Source organism: Paenibacillus sp. HW567, assembly GCF_000374185.1.
Taxonomy (GTDB): domain Bacteria; phylum Bacillota; class Bacilli; order Paenibacillales; family Paenibacillaceae; genus Paenibacillus_AQ.
The window spans coordinates 3,498,809-3,514,846 of the sequence record NZ_KB910518.1 but is presented as its reverse complement, the minus strand read 5'-3'; the positions used below and the strand labels follow the sequence as shown (position 1 = coordinate 3,514,846).

The following is a 16,038-nucleotide window of genomic DNA, read 5'->3' as shown; positions in this document are numbered from 1 at the left end:
TAAAAATGGGAGAAGTGACGGAGGGGAAGTTTGGATACTTACGGAGCGAACGCGTCCGCCTTTGTCTTCAGGTTTCATCCGCTAAGCGCGGTATAGTTCAAGAAACTTGAAGGCGGGCAGCGGCCGGAAGTCCAAACATTCCCCGTAGTTACGACCAGAGCCTGATATGAAAATCTAAAGTTCAACTTATGTAGCAGCCTCTACCGAAATCATTATCCGCAAAAAATATGCAAATCCGCCCCGGCAACGTAGCCGTAACTCGCATAACGGCCGGCAATGCTGTGAACCGCTTGCTTGGAGTGAAGATCTATTAGCTCGAACAAAAAGGCATCCTTAGCCGGCAGGTACTTGCGGGTGGAGGCATACCGTCCGTTGACCAAACGGACCATCGCTCGGGCCTCACCAGTGAACAATATTTCGCCGTTGCTAACATTGACTATACTTTCTTGTGTTCCATCGTTGTGAATACCAAAAGCCCGTAAATTTTCAGTCAAATAGAGCCGCTCATAGGTAGCTTCCATCCGTTGCCTCAGCATCTCTTGTGTAACCGGATTGTACAGACACAACTCGGAAGTATCCTCATCAAAATGATGCTTGTACAAAGAAACCGCGCCACTAATACGGGAGATATATGCATATCCGCAGGTTGGGTCACACTGATCAATGACAAAAGATTCATCGAGAGGGGTGTTGTTCTTAACCCGGTCAACGAAAGCCTCCAGCGGGATGAGAACGACGCTGTGGGTAGCGCCCCCTTCGATCATGTCATATTTGCGGCGCTTCCATTCCTCTCGCTTCTCGTAAGCTTGAATTCTGCCGGTTACGAGCACAAGCTGCTCCTCAACCTCATGCTCAAGCACAGCAACCTCAGATGTATGTACAACCCGGTCCTTCGGCCCGATGCTGTCCGGGACGCTGAAGTGCTCCTGAAGCTCAAGGTCAATCAGCAGGTACCCGGAGAAGCCGGAGTTATGTTTCCTGCAGGATGAATCATCAATTTCAGGCACCGCTACGAGAACGTACCGCTTGCTGAGCCCATGGAATTCAGCCCGCCGCAAGGCGGACTGTTCCATGTTCTCCGCAAAATCATCGGTTAACCGAAGGGTGTAGACTTCCTGTGTCTTCATGCTTCTGCAATCCAATTGATACAGGACGTAGACAGCAGTCTGCTCCTCCCATTTCAGATCCACGTAGTAAATCCACTCTTTGGCAGATGAGATATTTTCAATATAGGAGCCTGGCCCGTAGCTGACAAACTCCTGCGATCCGTTCACTAAGTCATATCGCAGTACACCGGCCATATACGGCTCTGCTGCGGTAAGCTCCTCCCCAACTCTAATGTCAGTGACATAGAAAAGAGCATATCTATCTTCTATTGTAATCCCTGCGTAGCTCACAAATTGGTTCACAAATCCTTGTATATGCCTGGTACGGACCATTGAAGTGGAATCTCCTCTCTAAAGGTTCTAACGGTGTTTCAGAAACCGTACGTTCACCTCGCCGCTGCCTGCGGTGTTCGGCTTCAGCCCTAATCGAAACGCATGTTTCTTCAGCCTGGCTTTAACTTGACAGGGAGTCAGGGCGGGGCAGCTCTGCAGCAATTGTGCGGCCGCACCGGAGACGATCGGCGTAGAGATGCTGGTCCCGGACAGCACGAAATATTGTTTGCCGAACCTGAGGTACGGAAATTGCCTTGCCAGTTTAGAGCCGGGAGCCTTAAGCGAGATGATGGACTCTCCCGGAGCTACGAGATCCGGCTTGATTCTTCCTCCCGGCGCCGGTCCCCGGCTGGAGTAGAAGGTGATTCGGTCGTCGCCTTGCCGGACAGTCCGGCGGTCATCCACTGCCCCGACTGTGATTGCGGAGGGGCTTATCCCCGGCGATTCTATCGTTCCCCGTCCGGGGCCGCTGTTGCCGGCGGCGATCACAACGGTGAGCCCGGCCTTGACCGCTTTTTCAACCGCTTGGCTGAGCAGATCATCTTTGCTTGAGGCACTCACCGGTCCGCCGAAGGACATCGACAGAATACGCAGCTTTAACCGCTTGCGCTGGGCAATACACCACTCAATTCCCTTGATGATCGTGGAGTCATAACCGTCACCGTTCCGGTCCAGGACCTTGACGCCGACTATTCCCGCATCAGGGGCCGGTCCCTTGTATTTTCCTTTGCTGGACCAGCCATTGCCTGCCGCATCCCCAGTGATATGTGTGCCGTGGCCATTGTCGTCATAGGGGTGTTTGCGGTGATTGATAAAATCCTTGAAGGCGATGATGCGGTTCACGGGCCGGATCAGATCCGGATGACGGAATACACCGGTGTCGAGAATGGCGATGTTGATTCCTTTTCCGGTAAGTCCTCTCGCTCTTTGGACCGCTGTTGCACCAATGGAGGGAGTAGCGATATTTAAAGATATTGTTTTAACTTCGTTGAGGTAGACCTTGTGAACTCCGCTCCAGCAGCACATCCGTTCCAGACATTTCAGAGAAATGTGCGAGGATACCGCATTCAGCAGGGGAATCCGGTGCTTGACAGGAAAGGTGTGCGGGCCTAAATGCTTTTTCAAGGCTTGTATGCGGGAGGGAGAAATTTGTTGCTTGAATTGAATAATGACCGGAACCGCCGCTGGCGTGCCACCTGATTGCACAGATTTCCGAATATGGCGCTTCAATGGCCGATTGATTTTGGCAGCATGCTGCTGCATCCAGAGTGTATCACTCATTGCTGTAAGATCACCTCTTCTGTGCAGGATATGCACGGAAAGAACAGGCGGATACATATCTATGAAACTGAGGTACCGCCACATTTTTGAACGATAGGCAGGAATTTGTTTCAGACAACATGCAAATAGCATCTACTAATGTATCCTAAAAGAAAGTGGTGATGCAAATGAAAGAGTCCGAAAAGAAAGCATTGATGGCAAGAAAAGCACTGCTGGCAAAAAAAGCAATGATGGCGAAAAAGGCGAATGCGGCTGCAGTGAGACGCAGACGCAGAGTTAGACAAACGTTCGACAGATTCGTCGTGCTTGCTACCAGCCTCGGCAATGTGAATAAGGACACTACTGGCTGGACAGCTTCCTTGACTACCGGTACAGTAACGATAACTACCGATTTTGACGATTTTGGTGTGGCTAGATTTCCTACTATTGTAACTTTAACAACGGTATCCTATATTCTGAGAATCAGAGATGACGCCGGCAATCTCTTAACGACCAAAAATGTTTCCGCCAATCGTGAGTTTTTTGTCGCCAGATTCTAATTATATTGATTCAAGGAGTGAAGGAAGCAGTGTGTGCCGCTAATGGCGGTATGTGCTGCTTCTTTTTTGGCTGTCCAATGCCCTGGTCATTCTGCCCTGAAAATAAAGTTGCTCTAAGGAACCAAAAGTGCGCATACCAAAACAAACCCCATGTTTTTATTTTTTTGAAATTGGCCGTTAGGCCGATTGTTCACTCAGGTTTACTTGATACCCGAGCGATTCCAAGCGTTTTATGGATCGGTTCATTACCATCTCGCGGTTTCGTTGGTCGAAGTAGTCAAACCCTAATTCTTTATATGCTTGTCTTCGCGTTAACAAGACATAGACTATCGCTAAAATGCTGTGCCCGACGGCTACGGCTGCTCTGTTTTTCCCTCGCCTGCCTGCGATCCGGTGATATTGGGCCGACAGGTAGGTGTTCTTTTTTCGTCCTGCCGCTCGCGCCGATTCCACCAGTGCACTTCGCAGCTTTTTATTCCCTTTTCGTGTCCTTGCTGATCGTTTTTTCCCCGCGCTTTCATTGTGACCTGGAGTCATACCTGCCCAAGAGCATAAATGCCCTGCGCTCGGAAACCGTGTCATGTCGGTCCCAATTTCCGCCAGAATTTGTTCGGCGGTTCGTTTACCGACACCGGGAATGGTATCCACTAACTTCAGGTCCTCTGCAAAAGGGGCCATTCGGCGCTCAATCTCTTCATCCAGTTCAGTGATCAACCCATTCAACTGGTCAATATGTCCTAATTGTTTCTCCAGCATGAGCAACTGATGAGGACCTAGGCTTCCCTCTAGTGCCAGCTTTAATTGTTCTTTCTTGGCTTTCAGCTTCTTTTGCGCAAAGTCCGCTAGAATCGAAGGATCCGTTTCGCCCTGAATCATCGCTTCCAACATGTTTCGTCCTGACACTCCAAGCACATTGGATGCCACGGACGAGAGCTTGATATTGCCTCCTTCCAGCACCTTTTGCAATCGGTTCACTTCCCGGCTTCGCTCTTCGATGATACTTCGCCGATACCGGATCACTTCCCGAAGTTCCCGCTGCTCCCGATTCGGAATATAGCTCCCTTGCACCAGCCCATGCCGGAGTAATTTCGCAATCCATTCCGCATCTTTCACATCTGTTTTGCGTCCGGGCACGGCTTTGATATGCTGCGCATTCACGACAACCGGCTTGACGTCTTCCAGTTCAAGCAGGTTATAAATCGGTTTCCAGTAATCTCCGGTGCTCTCCATCGCGACATGGGTGCACCGCTCGCTTTTAATCCAATCCACTAAATCGACTAGCCGGCGAGTCAGCGTTTCAAAGCTTCGAATCTCCTTTCCTTTCGGGGTGATGATACAGGCTGTGATACTCTTCTTGTGTACATCTAATCCACAACAACGTTCAATGAGGATCTCCATCTTTTCTGTCTCCTGCCTGCTGGCGCTTATTAAGGCTGGTGCAAAGACCAATGCTAAGGTTATTCTGCCCTGCGTGCTTCCCCGGAGGGAGCAACAATCTGTGATGCACCGGGTCGTTGGGGTCCGTCTTATATTCGGGTTCGTAACACCAAGAAGTTCCGACCTACCTTCGCCAGCCCAGTAACCAGTATAGACAATATTTTCATTCCTCAGTGATGCCGCGCAGCGGCATGGGTGTCTTATATCATTTTCGGAATAACCGCTTCCATGATATTCTTTAGGAGGTTGAATTTAGGGACATGAATCTTTCTTGGAGGGATTTCGATTGAAAAGCTATTTTGTTCATAATGGACCTGTGGTGCTGCATGTACTGGAAAATGGAGAGTCAACGGCCACAAGGCCGTCGCTCCTGGTGATCAGCGGGTTATGGGAGCCTGCCGAGCGGGCGATTCCGCTTTTGACCCATCTGCCGGGGCATGTGGTGGCGTTTAGCTTTCGCGGCCGAGGGTTAAGCTCAACACCGCAAGCTGGTTATGATCTTGAGGATCACCTGTCAGATATCGCGGCTGTGGTTGCGCATTGCGGGCTTGAGAACTACTGTGTATTGGGATTTTCCAGGGGGGCTTCCTACGCGCTTGGCTGGAGCTTGCAGAATCAGCATCAAATGAAAGGCCTTATTCTTGTAGATCAGCCGCCTATCCATCGGAGTCTTTCAGCGGAAGCCGTGGATTTTTGGAGCGGGCTGGTGTATATGCAGGTGCCTATCCTGAACTTCATGCGCCGCGAGGCAATTGAGGGGCTGGGAAGGGATGCCCGCGAGGTGGACTTCACTGCGCAGCTATCTCAGCTTAAGCTCCCTGTTACGTTGTTTGCCGGAAGAAACCCGGCTGCCGAGATTCCATCTGATATCTCAGATGAGACATTAGACAAGTACACCCGGTATCTTTCATCCTTTCATGTGGTTGAGTTTATGCATTCCGGGCATATGATCCCGGACGAAGAGCAGCAGAAGTATATTGCTGAGGTCGGGTTATGCCTATAATGGAAGTTGAGATTATGGGGAGGGCAGAGCATGGAGAACGTTCAGGTTAGGACAGCCAGGCTTTGTGATACGCTGTGCAAGGATTTTATTGCGGGAAGAGAAGTGTTTTACTCGTTATAGCTGGTTAAGTAAGAAGAGGAACCTCTTTTCAGCGGCCCTCCTCTTTAGGGGTATATTTGTCTAGGATTGGTATTTTGTTTTCATTCTCAAGGATTTTATTAGTTATTTTAGTATTTAAGAGCACCTGAATGCCGATAAAGGAAATAATCAATATCCCAATCAAAATGATAATTATAGTGATTATTTTTTGTTTCATAATTAAGTTGCTCCTTTTATTGGAATTTTAATCTATTTAATAATAGCAAATCCTTGCAGAAATCCAACATGATTATATATTTTTGCCACTGTTGACCTTAGCAAAAGGTTCACAGCTAGAGGCTACTCATAGAAGGAGAGGCAACAAGCTATGAATACTATACTGGGAAAAAAAATCGGAGAAGGTGGATGTTCGGAAATACACGAATGGGAAGATGCGAAGAAGATCATTAAGCTGGGGAAAAGCAACACCGGAATGGATGCGCTTCACAATGAGTTGACCAAAACGCAGCTTGCTTGGGATCATGGGCTGCCGGTACCCCGTCCTTATGGACTGACTGAAGTCGATGGCCGTCCGGGGCTGATAAGTGAACGGATCTACGGAGAGTCGCTGATGGAACGGTTCATGCGGCTGTTCATGCAGCCGTCCGAAGGCAGGGAATGGGGCGCCGAGGATGATGAGAATATACGTATCGCTGCCCGCATTTTAAGTGGTATTCATAGCCAATCCATCCCGTCGATGCCGCCGCAAAAAGAAATGCTGATCTGGGGCATCCGTGCAGCTAATTACCTGACCTCCTCAGAGAAGGAGCAGATCGTTCAAATGCTGGACGGCCTGCCTGCCAAATACCAGCTCTGTCATGGAGATCCCAATCCGGGGAACATCCTGGTCCGGGAGGGGGAGCCGGTACTCATTGATTGGATGAATGCCTCAACCGGTAATCCCGAAGCCGATTTGGCTGAATATATTATCATGATGAGGTACGCCATTTTGCCGTCCGGTCTGCCAAGAGATGTACCTGATTTCTTTGATTCGATAAGAGAGCATATTATCGCTGTATTTTGTGAGGAGTATGAACGGCTGACTGGACTTGCTTACCGTGAAGTGGAGCCGTGGCTGGTGCCAACTGCAGCACGTAAGCTAAGCGCTGATGGGATTGGTGAAGAAGAGAAGGAGCGGCTGCTGAAGGTTATAAGAGAAGGACTTTTGTCAAGATCATAGACATGTTAAAGACAAATTGTTAGTGATGGTTTACAAAGAGAGCGGCGGATTTTGGCTGCCATGACAATAAACTTGACATCACCATTCAAAAGACGGGGCATACACGCTATAATATGGCCTAAAGATGCCACCCGAAAGGTCTGAGGAATGATGAGTCTGGAAATTTTAAATGAACGAGTGCAAACCGATCTTTCCTACCTTGCCTATGGCGGCGCAGACTGGGTTCGTCCGCTGGACCATGCGGAAGGGCATGTGTATGACGTTGTGATTGTTGGCGGCGGACAGAGTGGCCTCGGGGCTGCTTTTGGATTGCTGCGTGAACGGATAGCCAATATTCTGGTAATCGACGAGAACCGTGAAGGAATGGAGGGGCCTTGGGAGACATACGCCCGTATGGTCACGCTGCGCACACCCAAGCATTTAACCTCTGTAGATCTGGGAATTCCTTCGCTGACCTTCCGTTCGTGGTGGGAGGCGCAGCATGGACCGGAAGGCTGGGAGGCAGTGGACAAAATCCCGCGCGGCGACTGGATGGATTATTTGCGCTGGTACCGCAAAATCCTCAGCCTGCCTGTGGTAAATGAAGTCCGGCTCAAGCTGATTGAGCCTGGGCAAGATGGAATTCACCGCCTGCATATCGCAGGGGCGGGGGCACGGTCTGAGCAGCTTCTGGCGCGCAAGGTTGTGCTCGCAACAGGGATTCAAGGCGGCGGCGAGTGGCATGTGCCGCCGATGATTAAAGACCGTCTGCCCAAAGCGCTGTATGCCCATACCTCGGAGGCTATTGATTCTGCTTCGCTCCGGGGCAAACAAATCGCCGTTCTCGGCGGCGGCGCCTCGGCCTTCGACAACGCCAACTTTCTGCTCTCGGAAGGGGCGGCAGAGGCGCATGTATTTGTCCGCCGCGAGCAATTGCCGGACATCAATCCGATCCGCCAGATGGAGGTGTCGGGCATGATTGAACGGTTCCATACGCTGCCGGATGCAGATAAATATGCAGTCATTTCGCATTTCTTCAAATATAATCAGCCGCCGACCAATGATACCTTTGCCCGTGCGGCCGCTTGGCCGGGCTTCCGGCTTCATCTCGGCTCACCGTGGCTGAAGGTGGAAGCAGCAGGCGGCAAGGCGGTGGTCACAACCCCGAAAGGGGAATTCTCCTTTGACTTCCTGGTAGTGAGCACCGGCCTGCTCAGCGATCCGGGTCTGCGTCCCGAACTGCGGCTGGTGGAGAGCCATATCGCCCGCTGGAGCGACCGCTACGAAGCTCCGCCCGGGCTGGCGAATCCGCTGCTGGAGGCGCATCCGTATCTCAGCCCCGGCTTTGCGCTGCAGAGCCGGGACAGCGCAGGCCACGCGCTTGTGCATGGGCTGTTCGTCTTTAATTACTCCGCGCTAGCCAGTTGCGGGCTGTCGGCGTCGGCCATCTCCGGCATGAGGAATGCGGTGCCGAAGCTTGTAGCCGGGGTAGCAGATCAGTTGTTTCTGGATGACCGCCAACAGACTTTAAAGGACTTTTTCGACTATGATGAGGTTGAATTTACCGGTGTGTGGCCTTTGAAGACGCAGGAGTGATGCGCCCGTGAAGCCCGCGAGATATATGTACTTCAGGAACCCCAATTAGGTTTGGGGTTTTTTCTGTTCTATTGCACTTTATACAGCAGACATCCATGCCGCTCTTTAGCGGCACTTTAGACGATGAAATTTCATAGAAGACCCTCAATTTGGCTTCGCCAAATTCGAGGCTTCCATAACAATGTCCTCTGTTCGGACATCGTTATTTCAGGATAGACAGCAGAGATATTCACTGGAAAATGAATGCTGTTGTATTTGGTACAGCAGATTTCCGCTCAGAAGCAGAAGAGTGGCGGGTTTGGTCTTTATGAGTGTAAAAAGTGCAATAGAATTGAAAATCCGTTTGAACGAGACCCAATCTATTGCAGAAAGTGCAGCAGAAGAGTTCGCGTGGTCTTAAATCCTCCCTGGCGTTGACCTTGAGTCTCCCCTCATTGATAATAAAGAGAGTTCACATTTCTTCTGAAGATTGGAGTAAGACCATGAGATACCGCAATATGGAAGAATGTATTATGGATTTGGAGAAGCACGGACATCTGATCCGTATTCATGAGGAAGTTGATCCCCATCTTGAGATGGCGGCGATTCATCTGAAGGTCTATGAGGCGGGAGGTCCGGCCCTGCTGTTCGAGAAGGTCAAAGGCTCGAAGTACCGCGCGGTGTCGAATCTGTTCGGGACTATTGAACGCAGCAAGTTCATATTCCGCGATACCTGGGAATCGTCCCAGGCAGTTATTGCTCTGCGCAGTGATCCCATGAAGGCGCTCAAGCAGCCTTTCAAATATATTGGAACGGGCCTCTCGGCGAGAAAAGCGCTGCCGCTGAAGAAGCGGGGCGGAGTTCCCTCCGGCTTCGAGGAGATTCAAATCTCCGATCTGCCGCAGATCAAGCATTGGCCGGAGGACGGCGGGGCGTTCGTGACGCTGCCGCAGGTCTATTCCGAGGACCCGGATAAGCCGGGGATTATGAATTCCAACCTTGGCATGTACCGTATCCAGCTTAGCGGCAATGAGTACGAGCTGAACAAGGAGGTCGGTGTCCATTACCAGATTCACCGGGGAATCGGCATCCATCAGGCGCAGGCGACAAAAAAAGGCCAGCCGCTGAAGGTTAGCTGCTTCATCGGCGGTCCGCCGGCCCATACACTGTCCGCGGTGATGCCGCTGCCGGAGGGCCTCAGCGAAATGACCTTTGCCGGACTGCTTGCCGGACGCCATTTCCGGTACAGCTATGTGGACGGCTACTGCATCAGCAGCGATGCCGATTTTGTCATAACGGGCGAGATTTATCCCGGTGAGACCCGGCCTGAGGGGCCTTTTGGCGACCATTTGGGCTACTACAGCCTGACTCATCCCTTCCCCGTTATGAAGGTGCATAAGGTATATGCCAAAAAAGGGGCGATCTTTCCCTTCACCGTTGTCGGACGCCCGCCGCAGGAGGATACCTCCTTCGGGGAATTGATCCATGAGTTGACCGGCGGGGCTGTGAAGTCGGAGGTGCCGGGGGTTAAAGAGGTGCATGCCATAGATGCGGCGGGTGTGCATCCGCTGCTGTTCGCTATCGGCAGTGAGCGCTACACGCCTTATCAGCAGCTCAAGCAGCCTGCGGAGCTTCTGACCATTGCCAACCGCATACTCGGGACCGGCCAGCTCAGCTTAGCGAAGTATCTGTTCATTACTGCGGAAGAAGAACGGGCGATTAGCACGCATGATATCCCCGATTTCCTGACTTATATTCTGGAGCGGATCAATCTGCGGCGGGATATTCATTTTCAGACGAATACAACGATTGATACCTTGGACTATTCCGGTACGGGAATCAACAGCGGCAGCAAAGTGGTTTTCGCGGCGGTGGGGGAGCAGAAGCGGAGTTTATGCACAGAGGTGCCGGGGCTGCTGAAGACGTTGCCGGTATTTGGGCAGGCCCGCATGATTATGCCCGGCATCGTGGCGGTGCAGGGACCAAAGTTCGTGAGCTACAAGGAAGCGCAGCTCGAAATAGACAAGTTGTGCGACACCATCCAGGAGCAAGGTCCGCTCGAGTCCTGCCCTATGCTCATTTTGTGTGATGACAGTCTGTTCATGAGCGAGACCTTGAGCAACTTCCTGTGGGCCACCTTCACACGCAGCAATCCCTCGCATGACATTTACGGTGTGAACAGCACGGTGGAGAACAAGCATTGGGCTTGCGACAATGTCATCATTGATGCCCGCGTGAAGCCGCACCAGGCACCGCCTCTCATTCCCGATCCTGCTGTGGAGCGGAATATTGAACGGCTGTTTGCGGCAGAGGCCAGTCTGGGCCGTCTGAATCTCCGGCGATAGGTCCGTCTTTGGGGCAGATCCCCGCAGGAAGTGCAGAAGAGGAGCTGAACTACCGCAACAACTATACAGCGGGGTGGCGTAAAAAGTAATGGCTAACCGCGGCGGCGGGCGCAAAGGACGCATGCCGCGGTTTTTTTAAGACACTTGTAAGGAAAGGTTCATAGGATCGCTGTGATAGTAACATCAACTGTATAGGACGTAAAATCAGGTGCGGGCGAGCATCGGCTGCCTAGTTGGCGCTAATTGTATTTTGTACAGTTAAAAACGCAAAAAATAGGTGCTTTCAAGAGATACCTGCATTTTATACAATTACTTGGACGGGATTCGGCGTTAAGAGCCTATTTGGTCTAATCTAACTGCAGCAAATACATCTAAAGTTGAGAAGCAACCATTTTTCCCTAAAATAACTGCAGCAAATACAATTAGAATGCTCCAGCCCAACTCAGCCCAACTCAGCCCAACTCAGCCCAACTCAGCCCAACTCAGCCCAACTCAGCCCAGTTCAGCCCAACTCTAGCCCAACTCAGCTCAACTCCAGCCCAACTCAGCCCAACTCTAGCCCAACTCAGCTCAACTCCAGCCCAACTCTAGCCCAACTCAGCTCAACTCCAGCCCAATTCAGCCCAACTCAGCCAGACTCAGCCCAACTCAGCCAAACTCCAACCAAACTCAGCCAAAACTCCAGCCTAAATTCAGCCGAGACTCAGACCAGTAAGCCTAGATCACCCCAACTTCGCGCCACTCGCAAGCAGTTACGTACCAGTTCAATACATTCCCTTACAGTCCAGTCCTGGACCAGTTCTATGCTAGTCCCGCAACCTCCCGTTCCGTGTCTATCCCGTGCCGTCAATCTCCCCTCACGAGCTTCCATCACTGCGCCTGAACCTTCCCCCGCCTCTGCATTCACAGAAGAGTTACTTCCCTGCCGGTAAAGTGTAGGTGTACACCTGATCCTTGCCTACGTTGTTATATCCGGTAAAGGTCAAGGTGTTGCCGCTGCGTCCCGTCAGGCGGATGTAGTCACCGGGGAACATGGCGTCCGTCTGCTCCAGTACATGCTGCCGGTTGGCGTCGACGAGCTCCTTATAGAGCACAGTTTGAGCACCGGTGCTGCGGTTGACGAGTGTTAGAAAGGCTGTATCGCCGGGGCGGACGAGTAGTATATCGGGATACACAGCCTCAACGTTGTAATATACATTCTTCGTAACAGTGCTGCCCATCAAGCGGGTCAGATTAATGGTTTCGCTGACTGCTCCCGAGCCGTCCTCAATCAGCCGGAGCGTCTGGCCGTCATTCAGCACCAGCTTGCCATCTGTCCATAGGGCGGGATCGCCGAAGGTGGTATGAAAATCGGTATGGCCCTGGCGCAGGATGCTGCCGTTCTTCAAAAGGAAGGTGTAATACTCCTGGTGGATATGCGGTTCACCGTAATTGTTGCTGACGCGCAGCAAGGTCAGGCCTGCCGGTGTCTGTTCGAAAATGAGGTCAACAACATCCAGCCCGCTGTGAAGGCTGGCGAGCTTGCGTTTTGCATTTTTGCCGGAGGAGATGTACAGCTCGCCGGAATCGGGAGACACGGAGTAAACATAACCGCCGAAGGATTCAGAATAGCTGCGGTACATATGCAGACCGGTTGCCTGAATTACGTTATTCTTGGAATCCCACTGTACAGGGCCGCCTTCCAGCGCGGATACAATGAATTTAACCGGGATATAGAGCTCCTTGTTGTACATATAGGGAATCCCGCCAATGTCGATCTTCTTTCCATCGAGCACGCCGGTGCGGCTGCCAAGCTGTACGGTGAAGCTTTTTTCCCAGCCGCTAAAAACAGCACGTTTACCTGAAGTCTCCCATTTGATCTTAATCCCGGCTTCGCCCACCATCCAGGCCGGCATATAAGAGACCCCATTTTTTACTTGGCCTCCCCCCCTTTCATCACTGGATAGGGTATAGCCGTTACTAAAGGTCAGTAGAACCTGTGTAGTTGGCGATGGTGCAGCCAAAGCCGGGGGCGGTGTTGCAGCGGATAAGAGCAGGAGAGAGAGGGCGGAGAGCAGAAGAAGTTTTTTGACTCTCAATGAGGTTCATCCTTTCAGGATTAATATGAGGACTTATCTCCAGTGCGCGACTGTTCATATAGACGAAATTGGAAAAGGAAGGTTTCGGTAAAGTTTGGCTATAAACTAAAAATGTATGAAAAATATGGATTCCGGGGCTCTCTAGAGATGTATTGATTTATTGAGCAAATAATCTGAAGGGGATACTCCGATGATTTGCTTAAAGATTCTACTGAAATAAGATACGTCATTGTAGCCCAAAAATTCAGATAATTCTGTGATTGTTAACTGAGATTCCTCCAACATGTACACAGCGGTTCTCATCCGAATGGAGTGAACATAATTACTTATCGTCTGGCCGGTAATCGAACTGAACAAGGTGGCTGTATGATTGGGACTCTTTTGAATTACTTCGGCCAGCTCTTCTTTCGTTATTTTTTCCCGATAGTGTTCCTGTATGTATCTTTTCATTGATTCCACGTACCTATGTTTCATAGGGGTGATATCCGCACGATCCAGTTCGCGATTTATATGTATGAGGATTTCTATCAGCATTGAGGAAGTATACAATTCAAAGTAGGGTGTCTTCTCAGTCCATTGTTTCCCAATAATTTTCATCTTCTCATAAATTACACTAAAACAACCTACCTGCCTATGTAAGTAAACTTTGGATGCAAGAATCGGCAATAGCGGGTACTTTGAAATTGGTTCGAAATGAACGACATATTTTGTATGGAATACCGTGGGTATCTGTTTCCATCTGTATTTAATTCCATTAGGAATTAAAAGAATATCCCCCTTGTTCAAGACGATTCTATTATCGTTGACCCAATATACGCATTTCCCATAGGTCATTAAGCAAAAATGAAAGTCAGTAAAATCTCCTTCGGAGTTATCCGACATTGGAGCCGTCATATCGACTTGTAGTGCTCTAATTGTTAACAAGCCCTATTCACCTCATCGTACAATAATACATCCATAATACTATTTTTTATGGGACTATAATGCATTAACTGTTATATTGTAGGAAAATAATGAATGGGGGCATGAAAATGCGAAAAACAAAAATACTCTGCACGATGGGACCTTCTTGTGATTCTCCTCAGGTACTGAAGGATATGATTGATTATGGAATGAATATTGCCAGACTCAATATGGCGCATGGCGAACCGGAGGAGCATAGTGAAAGAATTAGCAGAATCCGCCAGATCGCAGAAGAACTCAACGTTGTTATTCCCATACTGATGGATATTAAAGGTCCGGAGATCCGGATCGGCAAATTAAAAGAAGCCTCGGTTGAACTGTCAAAGAATGATGAAATTATTTTGACTACGGAAGATATACTTGGCGATTCTCACAAAATTCCCGTTAATTACATAGATATGCCGAGTATAATGAAACCGGATTCAAGGATATTGTTGGACGATGGATTAATCGAATTGGCAGTAGCTTATGTTCAGGGGCCGGATATTCATTGTAAGGTAATCAACGGAGGCAAATTAAAACCGAGAAAAGGGGTAAACCTTCCTGGAATAAAAACGACATTGCCGGGAATTACAACGAGGGATGTGGCTCACATCAAGTTTGGACTGGATCATGGAATTGATATTATTGCGGTTTCCTTTGTTAGAAAAGCTGCCGATATTGAAGAAGTTAGAAGAATTCTAAAAGAAAGGAATGCCGAGCATATCCAAATTATCTCCAAAATTGAAAATGAAGAGGGGGTAGCAAATTTGGATGAGATTATTGAAGTATCAGACGGAATCATGGTAGCCCGCGGCGATCTAGGCGTTGAAATCCAGGTCGAGGAGGTTCCACTGGTTCAACGGGAAATTATAGAGAAGTGCAACATCGTTGGGAAGCCCGTAATTGTAGCTACTCATATGCTGGATTCCATGCAGGTCAATCCAAGACCAACCCGGGCTGAAGTCAGCGATGTATTTACCGCAGTGCTGCAAGGCGTGGATGTACTCATGCTCTCCGGAGAAACTGCCGCAGGAAAATATCCTTCGGGTTCAGTTCACACTATGGGTATGATTGCAGATAAAGCGGAATCAATGATTAATTATACAGAGCAGTTTGTACAACGAAAAAAGAAGCATTCAGCAAATGTGACTGAAATTATCAGCCAAGCTGCGGTTAGTTCTTCGTTAGAGCTGGATACAAAAGCCATCATTGCTCAAACCGAAAGAGGGTTTACCGCCCGGATGATTTCTAAATATCGTCCGAAAGCGCCGATTATTGCGATCACCCAGCATCGCAGCGTGTTGCCAAAGCTTAGTCTTATGTGGGGAGTTATACCTGTATTAGGTAATCAAGTGCGGTCGACGGATGATATGTTTGAATCTGCCATCGAAAATAGTAGAAAGACAGGAATAATTAATGATGGAGATTGTGTTGTCATCTCAGCCGGGGTTCCTATTTCGAAAACAGGAACTACTAATTTAATTAAAATTCATCAAATTCATTAGAATTGAGTAGTGAAAGGATGAAAGAGATGGAAACAAAGCGATTATTGATAAGGGGCTTCAAGCCGGAGGACTGGGAGGACCTGCACGAATATCTGTCACAGGAAGAGGTCGTGAAGTACGAGCCTTACGGTGTTTTTGATGAAAAGGCCAGCAGAGACGAGGCGCTCAGACGTTCTACGGATCATGCGTTTTGGGCGGTATGCCTGAAGGATACAGGCAAGGTAATCGGTAACCTGTATTTTCAGCAGCAGGAGCCGGAGCCGTTCCGGACGTGGGAGCTTGGTTATGTGTTCAATAGCCAATTTCAGGGCAAAGGTTATGCGGTAGAAGCCTGCATCCGGCTGCTGGAGTATGGATTCGGCGAGCTGCAGATTCGAAGAGTGGCGGCCCATTGTGATCCGCGCAACTCCCCTTCCTGGCGGCTGCTTGAGCGGCTGCGGCTACGGCGGGAGGGGCATTTTCTCCAGACTGGTTATTTCAAGACCGATGCTGACGGTCAGCCGATGTGGCATGACACCTATGCATATGGGGTGCTCGGACAGGAGTGGCTGGTCAGCCGCCGGGAATCAGCGGAGAAGGAGCAGGGATAGCCGA

At 49.9% G+C, this 16,038-nt stretch carries 12 protein-coding genes; 7 read left to right on the top strand and 5 right to left on the bottom strand.

Annotated features, from left to right (window positions below; translation table 11 throughout):
- Window positions 1-212: 212 nt before the first annotated feature.
- Both B212_RS0116115 and B212_RS31625 read right to left on the bottom strand, forming a co-directional pair.
- Window positions 213-1,439: a hypothetical protein gene (locus B212_RS0116115; RefSeq protein ID WP_019911954.1), complete on the bottom strand. Its 1,227-nt coding sequence runs from the start codon at window positions 1,437-1,439 to the stop codon at window positions 213-215.
- A 27-nt stretch (window positions 1,440-1,466) separates the two neighbouring features.
- Complete coding sequence (locus B212_RS31625; protein WP_019911953.1) at window positions 1,467-2,720, bottom strand: S8 family peptidase; 1,254 nt, start codon at window positions 2,718-2,720, stop codon at window positions 1,467-1,469.
- Window positions 2,721-2,887: 167 nt separating this feature from the next.
- On the opposite strand from B212_RS31625, the gene B212_RS33200 reads away from it, so the two are divergent.
- Complete coding sequence (locus tag B212_RS33200) at window positions 2,888-3,259, top strand: hypothetical protein (protein WP_019911952.1); 372 nt, start codon at window positions 2,888-2,890, stop codon at window positions 3,257-3,259.
- Between the two features lie 177 nt (window positions 3,260-3,436).
- On the opposite strand, the gene B212_RS0116100 is transcribed toward B212_RS33200, so the two are convergent.
- Window positions 3,437-4,657: an IS110 family transposase gene (locus tag B212_RS0116100; RefSeq protein ID WP_019909933.1), complete on the bottom strand. Its 1,221-nt coding sequence runs from the start codon at window positions 4,655-4,657 to the stop codon at window positions 3,437-3,439.
- A 325-nt stretch (window positions 4,658-4,982) separates the two neighbouring features.
- Between B212_RS0116100 and B212_RS33195 the strand changes: the two genes are divergently transcribed.
- From B212_RS33195 to B212_RS0116075, 4 genes are all read left to right on the top strand, one after another.
- Entirely contained in the window at window positions 4,983-5,699 is a 717-nt protein-coding gene (locus tag B212_RS33195) for an alpha/beta fold hydrolase (RefSeq protein WP_019911951.1), read from the top strand.
- A gap of 466 nt (window positions 5,700-6,165) precedes the next feature.
- Window positions 6,166-7,017, top strand: a complete 852-nt coding sequence (locus B212_RS0116085; protein WP_019911949.1) for a phosphotransferase family protein — start codon at window positions 6,166-6,168, stop codon at window positions 7,015-7,017.
- Window positions 7,018-7,167: 150 nt separating this feature from the next.
- A complete protein-coding gene (locus B212_RS0116080) occupies window positions 7,168-8,592 on the top strand; it encodes an FAD/NAD(P)-binding protein (protein ID WP_028530881.1) in 1,425 nt (474 codons plus the stop codon).
- A gap of 482 nt (window positions 8,593-9,074) precedes the next feature.
- On the top strand, window positions 9,075-10,916 hold the full coding sequence (locus B212_RS0116075) for a UbiD family decarboxylase (protein ID WP_019911947.1): 1,842 nt from the start codon (window positions 9,075-9,077) through the stop codon (window positions 10,914-10,916).
- Window positions 10,917-11,830: 914 nt separating this feature from the next.
- Here B212_RS0116075 and B212_RS0116070 read toward each other — a convergent pair.
- Together B212_RS0116070 and B212_RS0116065 are read right to left on the bottom strand one after the other, a co-directional pair.
- Window positions 11,831-12,994: a copper amine oxidase N-terminal domain-containing protein gene (locus B212_RS0116070; RefSeq protein ID WP_036668231.1), complete on the bottom strand. Its 1,164-nt coding sequence runs from the start codon at window positions 12,992-12,994 to the stop codon at window positions 11,831-11,833.
- 141 nt (window positions 12,995-13,135) lie between these two features.
- Window positions 13,136-13,918: a helix-turn-helix transcriptional regulator gene (locus B212_RS0116065; RefSeq protein ID WP_019911945.1), complete on the bottom strand. Its 783-nt coding sequence runs from the start codon at window positions 13,916-13,918 to the stop codon at window positions 13,136-13,138.
- Between the two features lie 107 nt (window positions 13,919-14,025).
- On the opposite strand from B212_RS0116065, the gene pyk reads away from it, so the two are divergent.
- Window positions 14,026-15,444 carry a pyruvate kinase gene (pyk, locus tag B212_RS0116060; RefSeq protein WP_028530880.1) on the top strand — a complete coding sequence of 473 codons (1,419 nt, stop codon included), beginning with the start codon at window positions 14,026-14,028 and terminating at the stop codon, window positions 15,442-15,444.
- 26 nt (window positions 15,445-15,470) lie between these two features.
- Window positions 15,471-16,034: a GNAT family N-acetyltransferase gene (locus tag B212_RS0116055; RefSeq protein ID WP_019911943.1), complete on the top strand. Its 564-nt coding sequence runs from the start codon at window positions 15,471-15,473 to the stop codon at window positions 16,032-16,034.
- The last annotated feature ends 4 nt before the right edge of the window (window positions 16,035-16,038 follow it).

Excerpts from the sequence above, each read along its gene's own strand:
- B212_RS0116085 (WP_019911949.1), top strand. The coding sequence starts at position 6,166 with ATGAATACTATACTGGGAAAAAAAATCGGAGAAGGTGGATGTTCGGAA.
- B212_RS33200 (WP_019911952.1), top strand. The coding sequence starts at position 2,888 with ATGAAAGAGTCCGAAAAGAAAGCATTGATGGCAAGAAAAGCACTGCTG.
- pyk (WP_028530880.1), top strand. The coding sequence starts at position 14,026 with ATGCGAAAAACAAAAATACTCTGCACGATGGGACCTTCTTGTGATTCT.
- B212_RS0116115 (WP_019911954.1), bottom strand. The coding sequence starts at position 1,439 with ATGGTCCGTACCAGGCATATACAAGGATTTGTGAACCAATTTGTGAGC.
- B212_RS0116100 (WP_019909933.1), bottom strand. The coding sequence starts at position 4,657 with ATGGAGATCCTCATTGAACGTTGTTGTGGATTAGATGTACACAAGAAG.
- B212_RS0116075 (WP_019911947.1), top strand. The coding sequence starts at position 9,075 with ATGAGATACCGCAATATGGAAGAATGTATTATGGATTTGGAGAAGCAC.
- B212_RS31625 (WP_019911953.1), bottom strand. The coding sequence starts at position 2,720 with ATGAGTGATACACTCTGGATGCAGCAGCATGCTGCCAAAATCAATCGG.
- B212_RS0116080 (WP_028530881.1), top strand. The coding sequence starts at position 7,168 with ATGAGTCTGGAAATTTTAAATGAACGAGTGCAAACCGATCTTTCCTAC.
- B212_RS0116055 (WP_019911943.1), top strand. The coding sequence starts at position 15,471 with ATGGAAACAAAGCGATTATTGATAAGGGGCTTCAAGCCGGAGGACTGG.